Genomic DNA, 21,292 nt, shown 5'->3' with positions numbered 1-21,292 from the left:
AATTATGGTGACCATCTGATATCACTTAAAACTTTGTTGTACGGTCATCACTTGATCACCACGTTTTATTTCTATTTTCACTTGTCCATCACGTCGTGCTTGTTCGAGCAATTGAACATCGTTTTGTCCTTGTCCAACACGTTGACCATTGACAGACAATATACGATCTCCAGCCCTCAAGCCCAATGTATTTTTTAAAGCCGCGGGTGTCCGTTCGGTCACCTCATAGCCATCGGCGGTGCTACTGACGCCCATATTTTCCAAATATTGCTCACGATTTTGCTGCATTTGCTGAATGGCCTGACCCAAAGCGGCTCCCGAACCAGAGCTACCGGTATTACTTGCAGGAGGAACGGATGTAGCATTTTGAGGGGTAGTCGTGGTACCCAGAATCGGTTGATACAGCCCATTCTCCATGCCTTTAAACCGAATTTCACGCGTGGTGCCGTTGGGCTGACTCAAGACCACATGATCCCAATACACTTCACTGAGTTGATAGCTGCTATTGTCCACTGCCTCACCCACACGATAACGATCCACACTGTCTTTACCCCTGATCACAGCAGAAGACAATCGTGATGGATACGCCAGCATCACCCCCTGTAACTCAAAGTTTTGCTGATCATTGGGATTATTCGATAATTGTGGCTCGTTAAACAGGGCAAAGCTGCTGATATTCGGAATTTGTGCTTGTTGCGATCCTAATTGAACCCGCTCAAACTGCATCGCCTGTGGAGGGGCTAGAATTAGCCAGAACAGTGCTGCCAGCTTCCAGCACAGCCACACAATCAACAGCCCCAATATCAGAGGTGCCAAGCGATCCAATTGACCGAGCCGTTTTTGCCGAATGGTTTCCACCCATGACTTGAGCATTATGACGCTCCTTTAAGCAGGGGCTGACGTGAACTGATCACATAGGTATCAAGCCCGGCCTGACCGTTATACGAGGGTACATTCAGTAGAAAACGCTGGGTAAGACGAACATCAAGCATGAGGTCGGGTGCCAGCAATAAATTCACCATTTTTTGATTACGCTGGTCACGGATATCAAATTCAAGTTGATTATCTTGATTCAATACAGTCCCTTGCAGCGATGGCATATTCATACGCTCTTGGCGCTGGGCAAAGGTATACCCCAAAGGCCCACCCGCCCATTGCACATTGCCAGATGCTGCGCTGAATCCTTGCGCTTTTTGATAATTCAACTGGACATCCTTAAGCTGGATACTATTATTTGGCCATTGCCAATTGACGAGTGCTTTTAAGGTGTCGGGTGCAATCTCGCCGTTTAAATTTCGAATGCTGAGTTTTTTCCCAAAACCATAACCGACATTGCCATTTAAAACAGTATTGGCACTATGAATTTCTACGTGTGCGCCAAGCTTTAACAAGAACAGATCCATCGGACGGACAGTCCAGTGTACAGAACCCTTTAGCTGATCTTTATGCCAGTCGGCTTGACCTTGCCAGATATTGCCTGAGACATTACTCAAGATTTGGTTGTTTTTCGAAAATTTTGCAATTAACCAGTTGGCTGGAATCTGTAAAATTACAAATACTCCAAAGACAATGACTGCAAAGATCCACCATTTTAATTGTTTCGACTTTTTATTCATTCAGTCATTACCGCTGCACAGTGTCTTCCATGGATGAGGAATTTCCTCTCTTTACGACATTATGCATACTTTTCCATCATCGCCAATTCACTTATATAAAAAAACCAAGCAGATGCTTGGTTTAATCGAGCTTACTGGCTAAAGGTGACCGAATGATGAAATTAGATAAGGAAATCTTCTAATTTTGCACCTTTTTCAAGCTCAGCGACTAACCAGCGCGGTTGTTTACCACGACCAGTCCACGTTTCTTCTGGATTGCTCTTGCTGCGATAGCGTGGCTCTACAGATTTACGTGTTGTTTTCTTACGTTTTTGTGCGCCGTATTCAAGTAACTGCTCAACGCTATACCCCACGCTTTCAGCAACTTCTAAAATTTGGTTATACGCATCTTCAATTGCTTGATCTTTTTTAGAGGCAATAAGTTGCTCAGCTTCTGCTTGCAAACGCTTTAAATCTTCAACGGATAATTCGCTAATATCTGGTTTCATTTAAACCAACTCCAAGTTTATTAAAACTTTTTAACAATAGACCAATAACGCTAACTGTTTAAATCACATCTAAGCTCATAATATTTAGATTAGTTTAAATAATCAAGCAATGTCTTCATGTTAAAACAGGAATCTATTTAAATAAATATGATTAAAGCGTCGCTTTCATTATTTATACAAATCTTAATTTTGACTTAATTGATCTCAATTAAAAATAGTAGGTGTATTTCCAGCGACAGTTTCAAGCTCAATAATCTTGTTTTTTATATTATTTGGAATAGCCTGTTTTTTTAAAGTGTTTTTATCGACCACCACCATAATGGCTTCAGCACTGGCCACCCAAGTATTTTGTGTCGTACTCCAGATCTGATACGTCATTTTAAAACCGCTGGTCCGAATCTCTTCAATAGATGCCGTAATTTTAAGTGTATCGGGATAAAATACGGGTTTTAAATATTTGCACTGATTTGAGGCAACAACGGTATACACCTCTGCTGCAAAAAAATCCAAAATGTCCATATATTTAATCCGGGCACTTTCGATATAACGATAATACAACACATTATTCACGTGACCGAATGCGTCCATGTCGCCCCACGCGACTGCCTGCTCATGGATAACAGGATGTTGATTGAGTTCCTTCATCTTTTTTCTCATATTTTAAATTGAATAAAATTTGCATCATTTTCAAAAATAAGATTGAGCTGTTGAACCAACTCATCATTGTCTTTAATTTTCGCTTTAATTCTTAAATAGCTCATTAAAACATTGTCTGGATACAGTGTCAGTAATGCATCTGCTTGCGCATGCCGCTCAGTGGCTTCATAAACATACCATTTAGCAAAACTTAAAATCGGCTGACTTAAATATGTCTGCTCCATTTCTTCAATTTTAGTTTCAATATCAGCATAATCTGGTGCTTGTTTTAACAATTGTTGCTGAAACCATAAATAAAATACGTCCCGATCAAACTGTTCACGTAGTAAATGCAATGCCAAACGCTCATGCTGAATACTCATTTCTGGCATGCGTGATAAAAGTTTTAGCCAGAGCACCTTACTACTATACGGCCTTGTCTGTATTTCTTGTTCCAATTCTAAATAACGTTGCTGTAAGGCATATAAATCATCTACCGATGCCTCTTCAAACTGAGTTAATACCTGTTGCAACCAAAGATCACGTGTATGTGCATCTAGATGCCCATATTGAAGCGAGCGTAAATATAACCAAGATTGCTGAAGGGCTAAACGTCCCCAGTATTCTGTAATCTTTTGGCGATAGGACTGCTCAATATCTTTGAGCCAAGGTGATAACTGATGCTGTTGAAGAAATTCGAGGTGCGTTAAAGCCTTTTCTGTATCATGCAAAGCAAGAAAAATTTCGATACGTTGCAACTCTGCCAGCTCAAATGCCATCGGCGCGGTATGATTCAGTGCGTTGAGTGCCTGTGTATAATGACCTTGCCTAGACAGCAGCTTGGATTCAACAATGCCTTTTAACAAGCCAGATTGGGTAAAAATTCGATCGATAAATGCATGTTGATCTTGTGCAGCATCAAGCAGCCAGATGACACCAAGTTGTTCATAAGGATGTAGGTTTTTAAAATCAAAAACCGTTTCTAGTTTACGTTGCTCACGGCTTAAATAGCGTTTCACGCTAATCCAGAGCAGTTGCAACACAAAACCTAATATGGCAATGACAAAAATGGATGCCCAAACAGTTGTTTGTAGCTGCCAGTCACGCCAGTAGACATACACATACCCGGCACCATAGCCATAACTTAAAACACTCAGTATCGCCAAAACAAACAAGGCACCAATCAGATAGGTCCAGATTAATCCTTTCATACAGCTTCCTTCTAGCCGATCAGCGCTAAAGCGGCAAGTTTAGGTACAGGAACAACGGGCACCTGCTTGAGTTTTTCAAATTTTGATTTTAATTGCTGGCTGTTTTTATCGGGTAGCTGGCCTATTTGCTCGATGATGGTTTGGATAGTGGTTTGATACTCAGTGACCTGCCCCAAATTAAGTGCTTGTTTGGCTAAAATCAAACGCAACTGAACTTCTTTAAAAACTAATTGTCGATTCATAAGATTGGCTGAGGGCTGCTGAACCTTCTCAAACTGGAACCAGCCTTGCCAGAAATACGTCGTGTCACTACGATCAAGCTCCACATGCGACTGATGTCCAGCTTGTTGTAGCAGTTTGTCCATTTGCGAAATTAAGGCATTAAATTGTTCACGCTGTGCCGATTTAACATTCACCACCTGCTGAATGGTTTGTCGATCTTGAGCCAAAGCCACATGCAGACTGTCTTTGAGTGTAGGTGCCAGATTAAATAGCCCTAAAGATTGATCCAGTTCATTGAGCTTTTCAACTGCCAACGTATATTGTTGTTGTTGCAATGCAAATTCGACAAACTCCAACTGTTGCTTGATCAAAATAACCGGATTTGCTGTAAAAGCAGCATTTGTAACCGGTGCCGATGAAGGCGAATGCTGTTCAGGTGCTGTACCGATCTGGCGTTGTAAAGCCACTAGTTGATCGTTCAGCTTGGCATTATTTTGATCGAGTTTAAGTAAATTTTGTTGAAGCACCGGAAGCTGCTGAGAAATTTGAAACATGTCATAACTTAGCTTGGCCAACCAACCTAAAGCTAAAATCAAAATGACAGATAAAATTTTTCTCATAATGTTCCTGATTATGCCTGTAAGTGACGCAAAAGCGTTGCCGCCTTAAGATTCTCCACACGTATGATAGTAAAACTCTGTGAAGACTGGTTCTGATAGATCGTTAATATTTGTTCGAGTCGTTCGCCCAAGACCACGTAATCACATAAATCAAAGAGTGGCGTATCATGTTGGGTCAGTGCCAGCCAGTTGAGCCAACTGGCTTCACTGCTGATTAATACCCAAGCCCTTTGTTTTTGTTCTTTAATTTTGGCTGCAATATTGCCAATCTGCTGTTTGCTAGCTAGAGGACAACGGCGATCATATAAAACAAAATTGAGAATTTGAATCCCTTGCTCGGCCAGGTGTTGCATCATAAATTGCCGACCGCCTTCACCACGCCAAAAGGCCACACGATGGAGCGCGCTCTGAGTTTCAAAAACAGGGAGATGCAGCATCCCCTCCGAACTTTCGATCGACGGTACATGCGCCTGAATACCATAATGCGACAATGCTTGTGCTGTTTGCTGCCCTACGGCAATCCAGTCAGCCTGTGCCACATCCTGCAAGGTGAGCCCTGCACGCTGCAAATAGCGCATTCCAATTTCAACCGCAGTCGGGCTCACCACCACGATCACTTGCGCATGCGTTAAGTCTTGATAAAGCGCGTTCAAATGCGCATCGAAGGGCTGCTCCACCAGTTCCAGTAATGGCAGGCACTCAACCCGAAAGCCTTGCGCAGCCAAGGCTTGTGTTAGCTCATCGGCTCGATCCAGAGGTCGCGTGTTGATAAAATACATATTTAGTCGCGATATAACTCGCGCAGTAAATCGCCAGCGCCTTGATCAAGTAATTGTTTAGCAAGTTGAATGCCAAGTGCTTCCGCCTGATCAGGATGCCCCTGAACGATATCTTTCAACAGGACATCACCCTTTACACTGCCAACTCGTCCTTCTAACGTCAAGAGGTCATAATCAAGAGTGGCATAACCTGCTATCGGTACCTGACAACCGCCTTCAAGATACGCATTAAAAGCTCGTTCGGCACGTACGCATGCACTGGTATGCTCATGCGCAAGTGGTGCGATCAGTTCCAGTAATGCATGATCATCTGAACGGCATTCCAGCCCTAATGCACCTTGCCCTACCGCAGGTAAACTCATCTGTGGCAGCAGCGTGTGGCGAATACGCTCGTTCAGACCTAAACGCTTTAGGCCTGCACTGGCCAGAATAATCGCATCGTATTGACCCTGATCCAGCTTCGATAACCGCGTGCCTACATTGCCGCGTAAATCGATAATATTCAAATCTGGACGTTGCTTTAAAATCTGGCACTTACGGCGCAAACTCGATGTACCCACGCGTGCACCCTGTGGCAGTGCATCGAAATGGCTAATCTCATTCGATACAAAAGCATCAAGTGGATCTTCTCGCTCACAGATCACCGCGAGGCTTAATCCTTCAGGCAAATGCATCGGTACATCTTTCATGGAATGCACGGCCAGATCTGCCCGCCCATCCAGTAATGCCGCCTCAAGCTCTTTGACAAATAAGCCTTTACCCCCAATTTTGGCTAAGGGCGTATCTAGAATTTTGTCACCTTGGGTTACAAATTTGACCAGCTCAACCTGAAGTCCCGGATGAAGTGCCTGTAAACGATCACGAATGTGTTCTGCCTGCCAAAGTGCAAGCGGGCTTTGTCGTGTAGCAATCTTTAAGGTCTGCATAAGGGCTCAGATCGATAAAAAAACAGACTCTAAACTTAACTTGATTGATTAAAAATGCAAGTAAAATATCCCCGTAGCGCATCAAATCAGGATCAAGTTGGCTCAAATTTATAGTTTTTGCATGCGATCACGCAAATAGGGTAAATGACGCCGACTGACCGCAAGCCGTTCATCGACCTCTTTACAGCGTACCTGGTATTGTCCTGAACTGATCAGTTCCAGACCGTCCAAATAATCCATCGAGACCAATGCATTGCGATGAATACGAATAAAACGATCTTGAAATTCATGCTCGAGATCTTTGAGTGTCTCGTCAATCAGCACACTGCCATGCTTATGACGTACGGTGACGTATTTCTGATCTGCCAGAAAATAGTAAATATTTTCAACCGGAATCAGCTCAACACCACGATAAGTACGTGCCGTAATATGCTGGCGCTGATGAGGACGATCATGGGTATCTTGTTGTTTAATGTGCGTGATCTGGGCCTGATTTAAACGCGGCAACTGATGCAATACACGCGCCAGATCGTCTTGCGCAATCGGTTTGAGTAAATAACCTTGTGCTTTGGATTTAAACGCATCCAGTGCATGATCATCGTAGGCGGTGCAAAAAATAATCGCCGGCATTGGGTCGAATGTACCTAATTGTTCTGCACATAATAAGCCGTTCATTTCCGGCATCTGAATATCCAGCAGCACCACATCAGGCTGATGTTGATCCACCAGCTCAATCGCGTCACGACCATTACAGGCATACGCAACCACTTCATGCCCCAATTGCACCACCAACCGTGACAAACGTTCAATCGCAAGAGGTTCATCGTCGCAAATCAGAATCCTCATTTTTCCTCCTTTGTCGTGGCCCCATGACATCCTGTTTTTAAGGGGTTTCAGACTTATTATTTTGATCGGTATTGATAACTTACCACTGTGGTATATAACTCACGTGCGCAATAATTTTGAAATTTTACTGTACGTCCATAGTACGCAATTAAACGCTGCTTCACATTTTCAACGGCAATACCGTGCCCATTTCTCGATTTTATTTTATCCAGACTGTACGGATTAGTAATGACTATACTGACCTCACTTTGCAATATTTCAACCAGTATTGTAATGGTACTGCGTGAACTACTCGGTTCAACGCCATGAAAAATACAGTTTTCCAGCAAAGGTTGTAAAGTCAGGAGTGGAATCTGGACCTGTTGAAATTGGAGCTGATTCGGATCAAATTTCCATTCCACATGCAATCGGCTACCCAAACGCACACTTTCGATGGCCAAATAGCGTTGGCAAAGTTCGATTTCATCGGCCAAGCTGACCAGTTTTAGCTCTTGAAAACTGGCTCTAAACAAACGAGACAAATGGATCAGTAAGGTTTCGGCTTTTTCCGGATCGATACTGATCAAACTGACCACATTGTTGAGGCTGTTAAACAAAAAATGTGGATGAATACGCGCCTGCATGGCCTGAATTCTGGCATTTAATTCACTATATTGCTGCTTCAACCATTGATCCCGCATGTACATATAACGTAGGCAAAAACCACCCAATAACACGCCATAACTGAGATGCATGCTGGCGCCGCTAAACAACTGTGGCCATGTTAAGGTATGAAAGTGAAAGTGGCTCCCCCAGTGCAGCATAAGATTGGTTGCGATGGTGGTAAGTAGTACAATCATTTGTAACAGAACGAACGCCACCCCCAAGGCAGCAACCTGCGGTAAACGATGTAAATTACTTTGAAAGCGATCGATCAGTGCCGAAAAAGCAAAAACCACCCAATTAATGAATAAGATATATTGCAATAAGCGCAACCCATCGAAGGCTGCCCACGTCCCTGCTTCTGCCAGTGTAAGCACCAACGCCAGCACATTACTGGCCACAATCAGTTCTAATAAATGTTGCCAACGACCAATTTTGGTAAAAAAATAGGATTTCTGCATTGCTGTCTTGTGCCTGCGCTGTGTTTTCTTGTCATTTGATGCGTCGGCAAGTGCGGCAGAATTTGTTATACTCTTTTTTATTTTACCGAGCCGACATGACCACATCTTCTCAATCCGCTGAACAGCCAACCACAAACCAAACGTCTGGTATGTGGGGCGGTCGTTTTACCGAAGCGACCGATGCCTTTGTTGCTGAATTTACCGCATCTGTGCAATTTGACCAACGTTTTTATAAACAGGATATCGCAGGCTCTATCGCGCATGCGACCATGCTTGCCAAAGTCGGTGTACTCACTGATGCAGAGCGTGACGATATTATTCAGGGCTTGAGTGAAATCAAAGCCGAAATCGAAGCTGGCCGCTTTGAATGGCGTATTGATTTAGAAGATGTGCACATGAATATTGAGTCACGTTTGACTCAGCGTATTGGGATTACGGGTAAAAAACTGCACACTGGCCGCAGCCGTAACGATCAAGTCGCCACTGACATTCGCTTGTACCTACGCGATGAAATTGACGATATTTTATCGATTTTACAGCGCCTGCAAAAGGGCTTGTTAGGTTTGGCTGCCAGCCATACGCATACGATTATGCCAGGCTTTACCCATTTACAAACCGCTCAACCAGTAACCTTCGGACATCATCTGTTGGCTTGGTTTGAAATGTTTGTTCGTGACACCGAGCGTCTGCAAGACTGCCGCAAACGCGTGAACCGTATGCCATTGGGTTCTGCTGCTCTGGCAGGAACCACGTACCCGATTGATCGTGCCTATACGGCGCAGCTACTTGGTTTTGAAGCTGTTTCTGAAAATTCACTCGATGCAGTATCTGATCGTGATTTTGCGATTGAATTTAATGCAGCAGCTGCACTGATCATGATGCATTTGTCACGCATGTCTGAAGAGCTGATTCTATGGACTTCGGCACAGTTCAAATTTGTGAATATTCCAGATCGCTTCTGTACTGGCTCATCGATTATGCCGCAAAAGAAAAATCCAGACGTACCTGAACTGATTCGTGGTAAATCAGGACGTGTGTTTGGCGATTTGATTAGCTTGCTCACACTCATGAAAGGTCAGCCACTAGCCTATAACAAAGACAACCAAGAAGACAAAGAACCGTTGTTTGATGCGATTGATACCGTACGCGGTTCATTAATGGCCTTTGCCGACATGGTGCCGGCATTGGTTCCGAATATCGAGATTATGCGTGAAGCTGCACTTCGTGGATTCTCGACTGCAACCGATCTTGCCGACTACCTTGTGAAAAAAGGCGTGGCATTTCGCGATGCGCACGAGATTGTGGGTAAAGCAGTGGCGCTTGGCGTACAAGAAGATAAAGATCTGTCTGAACTTTCACTTGAGCAACTCCAACAGTTTTCCGATTTGATCGGCGCCGATGTATTTGACAAAGCCCTCACCCTTGAAGCCTCTGTCAATGCGCGTGACCATATTGGCGGAACATCACCAAAACAGGTTGAAGCTGCAATTACGCGCGCTCATGACCGTCTTGCCCAACTTTATGCTTAAGGAAACGCCATGACTCGTCACGTATTTTGTCGTAAATATCAAAAAGAAATGGAAGGCCTCGATTTTGCACCATTTCCGGGAGCCAAAGGTCAGGAACTGTTTGAACATGTTTCTAAACAGGCATGGCAAGAATGGCTGAAGCATCAAACCACGCTCATTAATGAAAAGCGACTCAACGTTTTTGAACCTGAAGCGAAAAAGTTTCTGGAAGAACAGCGTGAAAAGTTCTTCAACAATGATGCCAGTGTTGAAACTGCCGAAGGTTGGAAACCCGAGCAAAACTAATCTTGCTTTTCTGGTTGACTCAGGCAGACCTTAGAACGGTCTGCCTGTTTTTTATGTTTACGCCATAACTCATTGAGTCACGGATTCACTACGTTGTTTTTATAATCTTACAGATCATCATATAACATTACATAGCCTCACAAGACTACTCAAGACATCCGTACCAATGTGATCTACTATAAACCTATAGCAAGATGTTACCCCGCATCTTGAATAAAAATGCAGCTTAACGATGTTTTCATCCCAGATTTTCCCCCAAAAAATCTGGGATTTTTTTATTTAAAATTGAGGCTGATCGACGTCAGTTTTAAGATCACGTGATTCGATTTTTATGTGCATATAAAAAACCTTAGCATATCGCTAAGGTGTTTTGTGGCTGACAACAATGTGCTTGATCACAATAGAGTTATTTACGCTGCACATGTTGTTCAATTTCTTCAATTTTGGTGTGTCGTACATCGAGGCCTTTGGCCATATAAATGACTTGCTCTGAAATATTACGCGCATGATCGCCAATACGTTCAAGTGAGCGCAGCACCCACATCACATTGATCACCCGCGATATATGTCGTGGATCTTCAATCATATAAGTCATTAAGGTTCGTGTCGCAGACTGATATTCACGATCAATGTCGGCATCAGCCAGTAATACTCTTAAAGCTTGTTCTGCATCGAGTCGTGCAAAGGCATCCAAGGCATCATGAATCATGACACGTACCTGATTCCCAATATGGCGTGTTTCCATGTAGCCACGTGGAGAACCGCCTTCTTCACATAAATTTTGTGCAATACGGGCAATTTTTGCAGCTTCATCGCCAATACGCTCAAGGTCGGTATTGGCTTTACTCATGGCAATCACCATACGCAAGTCAATTGCAGCAGGATGACGGCGTGCCAAGATCAGGGTCAGTCCCTCATCGATTTCGCGTTCATACTGGTTCACCACGTTGTCTTGGTATTGTACATCGACCGCCATTTCGACGTCGGTATCCAGCAAGGCATGAATTGCATTGGCCACCTGCTGCTCGACCAGCCCACCCATGGTCATGAATTTGGTATTCACCCCTTGCAGATCCTCGTTAAATTGAGAGGAAATATGATGGGTCAAGACAGGATTAGTTGGACTCAAGACAGCCTCCAAAACGGGCTAAATGCACGGTACAAAGTTGAGCAGAGATTAAAGCACATTCATTGTGAAACTTTAATGACAATGCCGCAATTTCATTCAAAATTTAATCGTTGCTGAGCCATGTATTCATCTGCACCAGATCTTCCTCACTGAGTTGTCCAACCGCAGCTTTGAGCTTGAGCACATTGATCAGATAATCATATTGGGCATTGACATACTCTTGCTTGGCCGAAAACGCATTGCGCTGCGCCAGCAAGACGTCCACCATGGTTTTGAGACCTTCGTTATAACTCGCCAAGGAAGCCTGCGATACCTGTTCGGCTGAACGCATGGCCGCTTGTCGCGCGTCGAGTTTGGATTGGTCGGTTTGTAATTGTAAAAAGGCTTGCTTGACCTCAACGCTGGCACTGCGCTCTGCAGCATCGAGTTGGGCCTGTGCCTGATCAAGCTGGGCAACGGCTTTTTTAATTGAGGTCTGGGTCTGTCCGCCATTAAATAGATTCCAGCTTAGCTCCAGTCCAATCTGATCAAAGGCACCATTGGTGGAAATCAGTGTATCTGGACTTTGCTTGGTATAACCATAAGTGGCCAATGCATTTAACTGTGGATAAAGTGCTGCTTTTTCCACACGGCGGTTATCGTCTGCATATTGGCGCTGTAGACGAGCTTGCTGAATAGATAAATTGTGCGTCTGAGCCAGTTGCAACCAGTCGTCTAGGCGTGCAGGGACTGGTGGCTGATACACCACATCGGTGCGAAGCACAGCTAATCCCTGATCTGGGTTATGCCCAATAAACCGATTGAGTTGCTCTTGAGCCAGCATCTGTTGCACCTGACCTGAAATGCGGTTCGCGCGCGCATTTTGATACTGCGCATTGGCTTCACTAACATCGCTTCGCGCCAATAAGCCCTGCTGTAATTTGGCATTCATCATCTTTAATTGTTCAGATAATGCCTGTTCTTCTTGTAAATAAGTACCATTAAGCGACTGCTGACGCAGTACATTAAAATATGCCTGTGCGACATCTAACAGATGTTGCTGTATCTGGATTTTCAGCGTGACTTCACTCAGCTGAACCGAGGTTTTTACTTGCTTATAGCCCTGCCATGCATCCATTCGAAATAGCGGTTGACGTGCGGTTAAAGAAACCTGTCTCTTGGTCGATGTGTTGCTAATCAAGCTGTTCGACACATCTGTGCCACCCGGAAAATCGAAAGACTGATCATTTTTAACGGATTGTCTGTCACGCGTCAGATTGCCCGCCAAGGTCACTGTAGGTAACAAGGCACCTTTGGCAATGCCCAAATTGAGTTGATCAGCCTGGAACTGATACAAATTAGCTTGCAAGGTTGGGTCATTTCGTTTTGCCAGATCGTAGGCACCCACCAGATCCAGTGCAAACAGCGACTGAACACCGCCCAACATCCCCATAACGACAATCAGTTTTTTTATAGACATCTAAGAATGATCAACCTTGAATAGTGCTGTTCTAGACTAAGAAAAATCAGGCAAAAATACAATTGATCCCGATCGGGATTTGTTCTTAAAAAGTGGTATATTTTGATCTTTAAATATCCGCAATCCGTGCTAGTATGGGCGCATGCTTGACGGAGCGCGAGTAATAACTCGCTGAGATTGGGTAAATGATTGCCTTGCAATGATTTGATCCCGAGTACCGTTGAACCTGATCAGGTTAGAACCTGCGTAGGAATCAAGTTATCAAAATCTTAAGCCCTCTATTTGTGTTCTACAAATACACCCGCCATCGTTTTTGGTTGCTTGATTCGTTAGTGTTTTTCATAAGGATCATGCCATGAACCAATTAACGAATCTTTCTTCTGCTGATCTCTCAGCGCAACACGAACAAGATGCAAAAGACCTCACCCGTATTTTGCCTGCATCTCGCAAAGTGTACATCCAAGGCTCTCGCCCAGACATTCAGGTCCCTATGCGTCAGATTGAACTGACCGATACACCTACTGGTTTGGGCGGAGAACATAATCCACCCGTGATGGTCTATGACACATCGGGCGTGTATACCGATCCGAATGTACAGATTGACTTAAATAAAGGCTTACCACACGTGCGCCAGCACTGGATTGAAGCGCGTCAAGATACCGAGCAACTGAGCACCCTCAGCTCAGCTTTTGGTCAGGAACGTTTAAAAGATATCCGTACAGCCGATATTCGATTTGCACACATTCAAAAACCTCGCCGTGCCAAAGCCGGACAGAATGTTACTCAAATGCACTATGCCAGAAAAGGCATCATCACACCGGAAATGGAATATATCGCCATCCGTGAAAACCAGCGCCAGCGCGACAATGTCGACATGCGCCAACACGCTGGACAGAATTTCGGTGCCAAAAACCTAACCGAAATTACCGCTGAGTTTGTGCGTCAGGAAGTGGCGGCTGGTCGGGCAATTATTCCGGCCAACATTAACCACCCTGAAATTGAACCGATGATCATCGGACGTAATTTTCTGGTCAAGATCAATGCCAATATCGGAAATTCGGCTTTAGGCTCGAGTATCGACGAAGAAGTTGCGAAAATGACGTGGGCCACACGCTGGGGCGCAGACACCATCATGGATTTGTCGACGGGTAAAAATATTCATGAAACCCGTGAATGGATCATCCGTAACTCCCCTGTGCCGATTGGAACCGTTCCGATTTATCAGGCGTTGGAAAAAGTAGACGGTGTGGCCGAAGATCTGACCTGGGAAATTTTCAAAGACACACTCATTGAACAGGCCGAACAGGGCGTTGATTACTTTACCATTCATGCCGGCGTGTTACTGCGCTATGTGCCTTTAACTGCCAATCGCCTGACGGGTATTGTGTCGCGTGGTGGTTCAATTATGGCGCAGTGGTGTTTGGCGCATCATGAAGAAAACTTCCTATACACGCACTTCGATGAAATTTGCGAAATCATGAAGGCTTACGATGTCTCGTTTAGCTTGGGTGATGGCTTGCGTCCAGGCTGTATCCAAGATGCCAACGATGCGGCACAGTTTGGTGAACTACGCACTTTAGGTGAACTGACTCAACGCGCTTGGGAACACGATGTGCAGGTCATGATTGAAGGACCGGGTCACGTACCGATGCACATGATTAAAGAAAATATGGACCTGCAACTTGAGGTTTGTAAGGAAGCACCTTTTTATACCTTAGGGCCACTCACCACCGATATCGCACCGGGTTATGACCATATTACCTCGGCCATTGGTGCTGCCATGATTGGCTGGTACGGTACGGCCATGCTGTGCTACGTCACCCCCAAAGAGCATTTAGGTCTACCCAACAAAAAAGATGTTAAAGACGGGATTATCACCTATAAGATTGCAGCACATGCCGCCGACTTGGCCAAGGGTCATCCGGGTGCGCAAGTCCGTGACAATGCCTTGTCTAAAGCACGTTTTGAATTCCGTTGGGATGACCAGTTTAATCTGAGTCTAGATCCAGATACGGCGCGCAGTATGCACGACGAAACGCTACCCAAAGAGGCACATAAATCGGCACACTTTTGCTCGATGTGCGGTCCGAAATTCTGCTCGATGAAAATCACTCAAAACGTGCGTAATTATGCACAAAATCAGGAGAATAGCACTGCAATCGATGCTTCATCCGAAGACATTGAACAGGGTCTCAAGAGCATGAAAGCGGCCTATCACGCAAACGGTCAAAAACTGTATCAAAAGCTCTAAAAATACGAAAAAAGCATTTGTCTTTAAATTGAACTCAGTTAGGATGAAATACAGTCACGTATTTCATCCTTTTTAATAATGAGTATGACCATAATAGAACAAGCCAGTTATTCACATGATGATGTTGAAGTAGAAAACCGTGAATCGCTCTATCAGGGATTTACACAGCTTGAAAAAGTCACACTCAAGCATCGACTTTTTGGGCAATCGCATTATACCCAACCTTTCCAGCGCGAACTGATTCGAAGAAAACAGGCTGCTGGCGTGTTGCTTTACAACCACACCCAACAAAAATTTGCGCTTATTGAACAATTTCGGGTCGGTGCACTCGATGACACTCAATCGCCGTGGCAACTTGAAATTATTGCGGGTGTACTTGATGGCGATGAACCACCGGAAGAATGTGTTCGTCGTGAAAGTGTCGAAGAATCTGGGTGTCAAATCGATGAACTGACGCATTTATTCTCGTTCTATCCATCGGCAGGTGCCTGTTCGGAACTTTTTCACCTCTATGCTGCACAAACCGATCTTCCAGAACATGGGGGCATCTTTGGTTTGCCAGAGGAAAACGAAAATATCCAGCTGCATATCTTGGATTATTCCCAAATCGAGATACTGCTGAGTTCTGGGCGTTTGCGTAATGCACCCGTCATTATGGCGTTACAGTGGCTCTGGCAACAGATTCAACTCTCCACCGACTTAAGAGATATATGACTATGTTTCAGGTAGCCCCTTTTTCAAGTCAGGCGCATGTAATTATTCAAATTACCGACACGCATCTGCTTGAAGACCCTCAGCATGAATTCGTGGGCATTAATCCTGAACAGAGTTTTCATCAGGTGATCGCACATATTCGGGCACATTATCCCAAGATCGATGCCATTATTCATACGGGTGATCTAGCACAGACCCCTACCGCAGTCACCTATGCACGTTATCTTGATTATATGCAAACCCTGGGCATTCCGTTTTTTCATGTGCCAGGCAATCACGACGATCCTGCACATTTTCCGTTTCATGCATCGTCACCGCAAGATATCAGTATTGTGGCGATGGGCCAATGGCATCTGGTGCTCTTGAACAGTGCTGTAGTCGGGAAAGTCGATGGCTGGATCAGCGACCATCAGTTAATGCAACTGCAGCAACATCTTCAACAGCACCCGAATGTGTCTACGATTTTGGCGTGTCATCATCACCCATTTGAAATGCAATCCAAATGGATTGACCAGCACAAACTAAAAAATACCGCCACATTACTAGATGTCATTCACGCTCATCCACAAGTGAAGGCAGTGCTGTGCGGCCATGTGCATCAAGAATCCTCACATCGCTGGGAACATGTCGAGTTTTTATCATCGCCCTCGACTTCGGTTCAATTCAAACCCAGAAGCGATGACTTTGCCTTTGATGCCTTGCCGTCTGGCTATCGCGTGCTGAAACTACAAGCAAATGGTGAGTTTGAAAGCCATATTCATCGTATCGAAAAGATGCTACAAAACATAAATACTGAAATTTCAGGCTATTAACTTTTCTTTTTTATTTTTTTGGCTTATTTTAAGGCTTGAGTCCGATAGATTCACATAAAATCCACATCGGCACGACTATCATCTTCGTGTAAAACTCTATATGATGACGTCCCCGAGGGAAAATCCGCCAACGGGATTGGATAAAAAACACTTGCATACCACCATATTTTTTGCGTATAGATAATACGTATATGATGAGGAATGCCCTTTATGGCGAATGACAACCAAAACCACGTCTTAGACGAAAATACCCAAGTTCTAGACGCCGAAAAGGCGGCTAAGCCTGCACGCAAAGCCAAGCCAAAGGCCTCTGAAGGGGGCACTACTGCCAGCTTATTTGGTATCGCGCCTTATCAGCCTAAGAAAAACGAAGAATACATGTCTGATGCTCAATTGGATCACTTTCGCCAAATCCTTGAGGCGTGGAAAAGTGAATTAATGAGCGAAGTGGATCGCACCCTAAACACCATGCAAGATGAATCATCAGCATTGCCTGATGTCAACGACCGTGCTACGCAGGAAGAAGAGTTTGCAATTGAGTTACGTACCCGCGACCGCGAACGTAAATTGATTCGTAAAATCGAGCAGTCGCTTGAAGAAATTAAAGCAGGTGATTACGGTTACTGTGAAACTTGCGGCATTGAAATTGGTCTGCGTCGTTTAGAAGCACGTCCAACAGCCACCCAATGTATCGACTGTAAGACGCTTGCAGAGATCAAAGAGAAGCAAAATAACGGTTAATACGATGCCTCATCGTGATACTGCTTATGTGGGTCGGTTTGCGCCATCGCCAACCGGCCCTTTGCATTTCGGATCGCTCATTACTGCCATTGCCAGCTATTGTGATGCCAAAGCGCATCAAGGCAAGTGGCTGGTACGCATCGAAGATACCGATATTCCACGAATCTACCCGGGCAGTGAAGCACATATTTTAAAATGCATTGATGCCTTTGGTTTTGAGCCAGACGATGAAATTGTGTTTCAGCGCAATCGTTTGACGCTGTACGAACAGGTGCTCGACCAATTACATGCACAGGGGCAGATTTATGCTTGTCAATGCACCCGTAAACTCCTCGGCTCCAATGCCATTTATCCTGGCACCTGTCAAACACTGAATTTAGCCTTTGATCATCAGGCCATTCGGGTCAAAGTCAGCGCAGCGCCCATTTGTTTTGAAGATCGTTTGCAGGGCAGACAATGCAGCAATCTGGCCGATGAACTCGGTGATTTTGTATTAAAGCGCCGTGACGGCATTTTAAACTATCAACTGGCGGTGGTGGTCGATGATTACTTACAAGGTGTCACGGATGTGGTTCGTGGTGCAGATTTACTTGACAACACCCAACGGCAAATTTGGCTTCAGCAGCTTCTGGGTTACCCCACACCGCGCTATATGCATTTGCCACTGGCGATGAACGAGCACGGACAAAAGCTTTCCAAGCAAAATCTGGCGGCTGCACTCGATCCGGCACACGCAGCTGATTATATTCAACAGGCACTTAACGCCTTGCAGCAACCTAATGTAGAACGTGATACACCTCGGCAGATGCTTGCGCAGGCCGTGGCTCAGTGGGATGTAGAGCAGATTCCCAAACACACCATGCTCGAAGGGATTTATCTCTAATCCAATAATAAAAAAACCGTCAAATGACGGTTTTTTTATTGAAGCAAATCGATTAGAAATTCGACTCTTCACGATCTGGATTGATCTCTTGCGTGGAAGCATCGACACGCAAAATCAGACTAATCATCGCAGCACACATCATTAATGATGTTCCACCATAACTAATAAACGGTAAGGTAAGCCCTTTGGTTGGCATCAAGCCCATATTCATTCCTGCATTTACAATGATCTGTAGCAGAAAAATAATACTGATCCCGTACGCCAGATAACCTGCGCGCAAGAAGTTGTGCTTCAGTGCACGATGACCAATTTTGATACAACACGCCAGCATAGTAAACGACAAGCCGATGACAATCGAAATACCGACAAAACCAAACTCTTCACCCAATACCGCCAGCATAAAGTCGGTATGTGCCTCAGGCAGGTAAGAGAGCTTTTGTACACTGTGCCCGAGCCCTGTACCGAACCATTCCCCGCGGCCAAAGGCCATTAATGCATTTGAAAGCTGATAGCCTGTTCCGAGTGGATCTGCCCACGGATTGGTAAATGATAAGGCACGTGCCAGACGATAAGGTTCAAACAAAATTAAAAAGCCGATGCCCATCACGACCGCGCCCAGCATAATCGCAAACTGAGTGGGCGGTGCGCCAGCCAAGAAGAAAATACCGACCATCATCAAGACAATCACCACGGTGGCGCCCAAATCCGGCTCAGCAATAATCAGCCCGACCGTAATAGCCATAACACCACTTAAGCGAACCAGTCCTTTCCAATGGGTACGCACCTCTTTGGCACGTCGTACCACATAATCGGCGGTAAAAATGGCCATCATCACTTTGGCAACTTCGGTTGGCTGTAGGGTAAAACCTGCCAGTCGAATCCAGCGACGCGAACCGTTCACTTCTGTTCCAATCACCAAAACGGCAAGCAACAGCAAAATCGTGATCAGCCATAATGAAAAGGTATTTTTAAACCAGACATTCAGCGGTACTTTATAAACGAAATAGGCCACGATTGCGGCGGTTGCAATTGAAATCGCATGGCGAACCACATAGTGAAATGGATTCTCATGCATATATTCGGCATACGGCATCGAAGCGGATGCCACCATCACCGAACCAATACAAAGCAAGCACACCACACAGAAAATCAGCACGTTACGCGCCGTCATTTCGGTCGGTACACGCGGCATCCAGCGATCGTACCATTGATTAATTTTGGTTATGGTTGTCTGAGCAAAGCCAGCCATCACATTATCCTTCTGATTTTTGTTATTTAAACAAGGGCATTTACACAAGCAACAAATTGATGCCCGCGATCTGGATAGCCTTTAAACATATCAAAGCTTGCACAGGCAGGAGACAGCAATACGACGTCGTTTGCTTGGGCATGCTGTTGCGCCTGAGTCACGGCATCTTGCAAAGTTGAAACATGTACCATGGACGCTGTTCCCTGTAATGCCTGTTCAATTTGTTGGGCATCTTCACCCATCAGAATTGCCGTTTTGACATATTTTTCAACCGATGGGCGCAGCAAGCTAAAATCTTGCCCTTTACCCTGTCCCCCTAAAATCACCACCACTTGACCATGTTGGGGTTGAATGGCGGTACCGAGGCCATCAATGGCTGCCAATGTAGCACCGACATTGGTGCCTTTTGAGTCATTATAGTAACGCACATCATGAACAGTTTTAACGTATTCACAGCGGTGCTCTAGGCCCTTAAACTGTTTGAGTGTCTCGAGCATGGAGTCGAGCGGTAGTCCAATTGCTTCGCCAAGTGCTAAGCAGGCCAGCGCATTGGCAATATTGTGCGTGCCTTGAATGTACAGCTCGGTGCTTTTGATGAGGCGGTTACGACCACGTGCAAGCCACATCGTCCCGTCATCTTCGCGCAACACACCGTATTGATTGATGTCTGGTGCATTCAGTCCAAAGCTTTGCATCGGGGTGTTATCTGGCACAAGTGGACGGGTTAAGCCGTCATCACGGTTGTACACCACCTTTTTTACGCCCTGAAAAATTCGGTGCTTGGCCTGATGATAACCCAGCATATCCCCATGACGATCCAGATGATCTTCACTCATGTTTAATACAACAGCTACTTCGGCATTCAGATGCGAGGTGGTTTCGAGCTGAAAACTTGACAGCTCAAGCACCAGCAATTCAGGCTCGTCTTTTAGTAAATCGAGTCCCGGACGACCTAAGTTCCCCCCTACTGCTACGCGTTTGCCTGCATCTTTGGCCATCTGACCAAACAAGGTGGTGACCGTACTTTTGGCATTTGAACCGGTAATCGCCACAATGGGAACAGTAGTGGCACGGCGTAATACCTGAATATCGCCGATCACGGGTATACCGTGCGCAATTGCTTGCTGAATTTCAGGCAACTGTGGCGCTAATCCAGGGCTTAAAATAATTTCTTCTGCTTGTAAGAGCAACTCCAGATCCAGCGCACCAAAATGAGTTTGCACCTCTGCCGGAATCTGATCATGCCCCGGGGGGACTGCACGAGAATCTGTGACAGCAACGCGGTAGCCTTGTTCATGTAAAAAATTAACGGCGGAAACCCCTGAGATTCCTAGACCCGCAACGACTTTTAGTCCACCCCGTTGTATAAGCATGCATGCCCCGCATTGTGACAAAAATTGATTGCCAAAATGGTAGCACTTTGGGGTTTTGAATGCTTTTTCAGTTTTGGTTTTATTCGACGTTTTTTGTGTCAGCGCGTAAAAAAAGCCATCGATTTGATGGCTTTTTAATCAGTTGATCTGCGGTATTATTGCAACCATTTTACCGGCTTGATCTCTTGCACTGGCGATGTCGGCTTATCGTCAGTCGAACATCCGCAGCTACCGCCACATCCGGCCACCATTTTGGGTTTTAAGCGTGTTGCCAGTGCGTGCCAGCCACGTTGTTGGCACTGATCTGAAAGTGACATAAATAGCGCAGTCGAAGTTTTCGGAAAGACTTTCCTGAACACTACCCATGCACTCCAGATGACCAATACTGCAATAATCAGATACTCAATCATGCTCCACCTC

At 45.1% G+C, this 21,292-nt stretch carries 22 protein-coding genes and 1 riboswitch; of the genes, 7 read left to right on the top strand and 15 right to left on the bottom strand.

Annotation, left to right across the window (positions count from 1 at the left end; all coding sequences use genetic code 11):
* Window positions 1–21 precede the first annotated feature (21 nt).
* The 10 genes from L2096_RS13700 to L2096_RS13655 form a co-directional block, all read right to left on the bottom strand.
* Window positions 22–873 carry a type II secretion system protein N gene (locus L2096_RS13700; protein WP_250365644.1) on the bottom strand — a complete coding sequence of 284 codons (852 nt, stop codon included), beginning with the start codon at window positions 871–873 and terminating at the stop codon, window positions 22–24.
* Window positions 873–1,616, bottom strand: coding sequence for a type II secretion system protein N (gene gspN, locus L2096_RS13695; RefSeq protein WP_250365643.1), 744 nt, complete (start codon window positions 1,614–1,616; stop codon window positions 873–875). The genes L2096_RS13700 and gspN overlap by 1 nt, the downstream gene beginning before the upstream one ends.
* 161 nt (window positions 1,617–1,777) lie before the next feature.
* Window positions 1,778–2,104: an H-NS histone family protein gene (locus L2096_RS13690; RefSeq protein WP_004932341.1), complete on the bottom strand. Its 327-nt coding sequence runs from the start codon at window positions 2,102–2,104 to the stop codon at window positions 1,778–1,780.
* A 204-nt stretch (window positions 2,105–2,308) separates the two neighbouring features.
* Window positions 2,309–2,749 carry an acyl-CoA thioesterase gene (locus L2096_RS13685; protein WP_004932338.1) on the bottom strand — a complete coding sequence of 147 codons (441 nt, stop codon included), beginning with the start codon at window positions 2,747–2,749 and terminating at the stop codon, window positions 2,309–2,311.
* A gap of 8 nt (window positions 2,750–2,757) precedes the next feature.
* Window positions 2,758–3,951, bottom strand: coding sequence for a heme biosynthesis protein HemY (locus L2096_RS13680; protein ID WP_250365642.1), 1,194 nt, complete (start codon window positions 3,949–3,951; stop codon window positions 2,758–2,760).
* An 11-nt stretch (window positions 3,952–3,962) separates the two neighbouring features.
* Window positions 3,963–4,793: a hypothetical protein gene (locus tag L2096_RS13675; RefSeq protein WP_250365641.1), complete on the bottom strand. Its 831-nt coding sequence runs from the start codon at window positions 4,791–4,793 to the stop codon at window positions 3,963–3,965.
* 11 nt (window positions 4,794–4,804) lie between these two features.
* Window positions 4,805–5,572, bottom strand: a complete 768-nt coding sequence (locus L2096_RS13670) for a uroporphyrinogen-III synthase (protein ID WP_250365640.1) — start codon at window positions 5,570–5,572, stop codon at window positions 4,805–4,807.
* 2 nt (window positions 5,573–5,574) lie between these two features.
* Window positions 5,575–6,498: a hydroxymethylbilane synthase gene (hemC, locus tag L2096_RS13665; RefSeq protein ID WP_048766025.1), complete on the bottom strand. Its 924-nt coding sequence runs from the start codon at window positions 6,496–6,498 to the stop codon at window positions 5,575–5,577.
* Window positions 6,499–6,606: 108 nt separating this feature from the next.
* Window positions 6,607–7,344: a LytR/AlgR family response regulator transcription factor gene (locus L2096_RS13660; protein WP_151796818.1), complete on the bottom strand. Its 738-nt coding sequence runs from the start codon at window positions 7,342–7,344 to the stop codon at window positions 6,607–6,609.
* A 56-nt stretch (window positions 7,345–7,400) separates the two neighbouring features.
* Window positions 7,401–8,552, bottom strand: a complete 1,152-nt coding sequence (locus L2096_RS13655) for a sensor histidine kinase (RefSeq protein ID WP_250365639.1) — start codon at window positions 8,550–8,552, stop codon at window positions 7,401–7,403.
* Here L2096_RS13655 and argH point away from each other — a divergent pair.
* Both argH and L2096_RS13645 read left to right on the top strand, forming a co-directional pair.
* Window positions 8,543–9,976 carry an argininosuccinate lyase gene (gene argH, locus L2096_RS13650; protein WP_250365638.1) on the top strand — a complete coding sequence of 478 codons (1,434 nt, stop codon included), beginning with the start codon at window positions 8,543–8,545 and terminating at the stop codon, window positions 9,974–9,976. The genes L2096_RS13655 and argH overlap by 10 nt on opposite strands.
* A gap of 9 nt (window positions 9,977–9,985) precedes the next feature.
* Entirely contained in the window at window positions 9,986–10,261 is a 276-nt protein-coding gene (locus L2096_RS13645; RefSeq protein ID WP_004932314.1) for an oxidative damage protection protein, read from the top strand.
* A 406-nt stretch (window positions 10,262–10,667) separates the two neighbouring features.
* On the opposite strand, the gene phoU is transcribed toward L2096_RS13645, so the two are convergent.
* Both phoU and abuO read right to left on the bottom strand, forming a co-directional pair.
* Window positions 10,668–11,390 (bottom strand): phosphate signaling complex protein PhoU, encoded by a 723-nt coding sequence (gene phoU, locus L2096_RS13640; RefSeq protein WP_004932310.1) that lies wholly within the window; start codon window positions 11,388–11,390, stop codon window positions 10,668–10,670.
* A gap of 103 nt (window positions 11,391–11,493) precedes the next feature.
* On the bottom strand, window positions 11,494–12,849 hold the full coding sequence (gene abuO, locus L2096_RS13635) for a multidrug efflux outer membrane protein AbuO (RefSeq protein WP_034435327.1): 1,356 nt from the start codon (window positions 12,847–12,849) through the stop codon (window positions 11,494–11,496).
* 140 nt (window positions 12,850–12,989) lie between these two features.
* A riboswitch (TPP riboswitch) is annotated at window positions 12,990–13,119 on the top strand.
* Between the two features lie 85 nt (window positions 13,120–13,204).
* On the opposite strand from abuO, the gene thiC reads away from it, so the two are divergent.
* The 5 genes from thiC to gluQRS all read left to right on the top strand — a co-directional run bounded on the left by thiC (window position 13,205) and on the right by gluQRS (window position 18,250).
* Window positions 13,205–15,100: a phosphomethylpyrimidine synthase ThiC gene (gene thiC, locus L2096_RS13630; RefSeq protein ID WP_088458837.1), complete on the top strand. Its 1,896-nt coding sequence runs from the start codon at window positions 13,205–13,207 to the stop codon at window positions 15,098–15,100.
* A gap of 84 nt (window positions 15,101–15,184) precedes the next feature.
* Entirely contained in the window at window positions 15,185–15,814 is a 630-nt protein-coding gene (locus L2096_RS13625) for an NUDIX domain-containing protein (protein ID WP_025095816.1), read from the top strand.
* 2 nt (window positions 15,815–15,816) lie between these two features.
* Window positions 15,817–16,626, top strand: a complete 810-nt coding sequence (gene cpdA, locus L2096_RS13620; protein ID WP_151796815.1) for a 3',5'-cyclic-AMP phosphodiesterase — start codon at window positions 15,817–15,819, stop codon at window positions 16,624–16,626.
* Between the two features lie 210 nt (window positions 16,627–16,836).
* Entirely contained in the window at window positions 16,837–17,367 is a 531-nt protein-coding gene (dksA, locus tag L2096_RS13615) for an RNA polymerase-binding protein DksA (RefSeq protein ID WP_004932295.1), read from the top strand.
* Between the two features lie 4 nt (window positions 17,368–17,371).
* Window positions 17,372–18,250: a tRNA glutamyl-Q(34) synthetase GluQRS gene (gluQRS, locus tag L2096_RS13610; RefSeq protein WP_212515113.1), complete on the top strand. Its 879-nt coding sequence runs from the start codon at window positions 17,372–17,374 to the stop codon at window positions 18,248–18,250.
* A gap of 52 nt (window positions 18,251–18,302) precedes the next feature.
* On the opposite strand, the gene ftsW is transcribed toward gluQRS, so the two are convergent.
* The 3 genes from ftsW to L2096_RS13595 all read right to left on the bottom strand — a co-directional run bounded on the left by ftsW (window position 18,303) and on the right by L2096_RS13595 (window position 21,282).
* Window positions 18,303–19,499 carry a putative lipid II flippase FtsW gene (gene ftsW, locus L2096_RS13605; protein ID WP_149930917.1) on the bottom strand — a complete coding sequence of 399 codons (1,197 nt, stop codon included), beginning with the start codon at window positions 19,497–19,499 and terminating at the stop codon, window positions 18,303–18,305.
* A gap of 26 nt (window positions 19,500–19,525) precedes the next feature.
* Entirely contained in the window at window positions 19,526–20,872 is a 1,347-nt protein-coding gene (murD, locus tag L2096_RS13600) for a UDP-N-acetylmuramoyl-L-alanine--D-glutamate ligase (RefSeq protein WP_233747329.1), read from the bottom strand.
* Between the two features lie 155 nt (window positions 20,873–21,027).
* Window positions 21,028–21,282, bottom strand: a complete 255-nt coding sequence (locus L2096_RS13595) for a DUF6587 family protein (RefSeq protein WP_004932283.1) — start codon at window positions 21,280–21,282, stop codon at window positions 21,028–21,030.
* Window positions 21,283–21,292: the final 10 nt, after the last annotated feature.

Source organism: Acinetobacter sp. ACZLY 512 (assembly GCF_023614015.1).
Classification (GTDB): Bacteria; Pseudomonadota; Gammaproteobacteria; order Pseudomonadales; family Moraxellaceae; genus Acinetobacter; species Acinetobacter soli.
The sequence above is the reverse complement of the archived record's forward strand: the minus strand, read 5'-3'. Positions and strand labels throughout refer to the sequence as shown.

What these genes read in the sequence shown, in the direction of transcription:
- gluQRS (WP_212515113.1), top strand. Translation starts at nt 17,372, where the DNA reads ATGCCTCATCGTGATACTGCTTATGTGGGTCGGTTTGCGCCATCGCCA.
- L2096_RS13700 (WP_250365644.1), bottom strand. Translation starts at nt 873, where the DNA reads ATGCTCAAGTCATGGGTGGAAACCATTCGGCAAAAACGGCTCGGTCAA.
- L2096_RS13660 (WP_151796818.1), bottom strand. Translation starts at nt 7,344, where the DNA reads ATGAGGATTCTGATTTGCGACGATGAACCTCTTGCGATTGAACGTTTG.
- L2096_RS13680 (WP_250365642.1), bottom strand. Translation starts at nt 3,951, where the DNA reads ATGAAAGGATTAATCTGGACCTATCTGATTGGTGCCTTGTTTGTTTTG.
- L2096_RS13675 (WP_250365641.1), bottom strand. Translation starts at nt 4,793, where the DNA reads ATGAGAAAAATTTTATCTGTCATTTTGATTTTAGCTTTAGGTTGGTTG.
- thiC (WP_088458837.1), top strand. Translation starts at nt 13,205, where the DNA reads ATGAACCAATTAACGAATCTTTCTTCTGCTGATCTCTCAGCGCAACAC.
- dksA (WP_004932295.1), top strand. Translation starts at nt 16,837, where the DNA reads ATGGCGAATGACAACCAAAACCACGTCTTAGACGAAAATACCCAAGTT.
- L2096_RS13685 (WP_004932338.1), bottom strand. Translation starts at nt 2,749, where the DNA reads ATGAAGGAACTCAATCAACATCCTGTTATCCATGAGCAGGCAGTCGCG.
- L2096_RS13625 (WP_025095816.1), top strand. Translation starts at nt 15,185, where the DNA reads ATGACCATAATAGAACAAGCCAGTTATTCACATGATGATGTTGAAGTA.
- L2096_RS13670 (WP_250365640.1), bottom strand. Translation starts at nt 5,572, where the DNA reads ATGTATTTTATCAACACGCGACCTCTGGATCGAGCCGATGAGCTAACA.
- hemC (WP_048766025.1), bottom strand. Translation starts at nt 6,498, where the DNA reads ATGCAGACCTTAAAGATTGCTACACGACAAAGCCCGCTTGCACTTTGG.
- argH (WP_250365638.1), top strand. Translation starts at nt 8,543, where the DNA reads ATGACCACATCTTCTCAATCCGCTGAACAGCCAACCACAAACCAAACG.
- L2096_RS13690 (WP_004932341.1), bottom strand. Translation starts at nt 2,104, where the DNA reads ATGAAACCAGATATTAGCGAATTATCCGTTGAAGATTTAAAGCGTTTG.
- cpdA (WP_151796815.1), top strand. Translation starts at nt 15,817, where the DNA reads ATGTTTCAGGTAGCCCCTTTTTCAAGTCAGGCGCATGTAATTATTCAA.
- L2096_RS13655 (WP_250365639.1), bottom strand. Translation starts at nt 8,552, where the DNA reads ATGTGGTCATGTCGGCTCGGTAAAATAAAAAAGAGTATAACAAATTCT.
- abuO (WP_034435327.1), bottom strand. Translation starts at nt 12,849, where the DNA reads ATGTCTATAAAAAAACTGATTGTCGTTATGGGGATGTTGGGCGGTGTT.
- murD (WP_233747329.1), bottom strand. Translation starts at nt 20,872, where the DNA reads ATGCTTATACAACGGGGTGGACTAAAAGTCGTTGCGGGTCTAGGAATC.
- L2096_RS13645 (WP_004932314.1), top strand. Translation starts at nt 9,986, where the DNA reads ATGACTCGTCACGTATTTTGTCGTAAATATCAAAAAGAAATGGAAGGC.
- L2096_RS13595 (WP_004932283.1), bottom strand. Translation starts at nt 21,282, where the DNA reads ATGATTGAGTATCTGATTATTGCAGTATTGGTCATCTGGAGTGCATGG.
- ftsW (WP_149930917.1), bottom strand. Translation starts at nt 19,499, where the DNA reads ATGGCTGGCTTTGCTCAGACAACCATAACCAAAATTAATCAATGGTAC.
- gspN (WP_250365643.1), bottom strand. Translation starts at nt 1,616, where the DNA reads ATGAATAAAAAGTCGAAACAATTAAAATGGTGGATCTTTGCAGTCATT.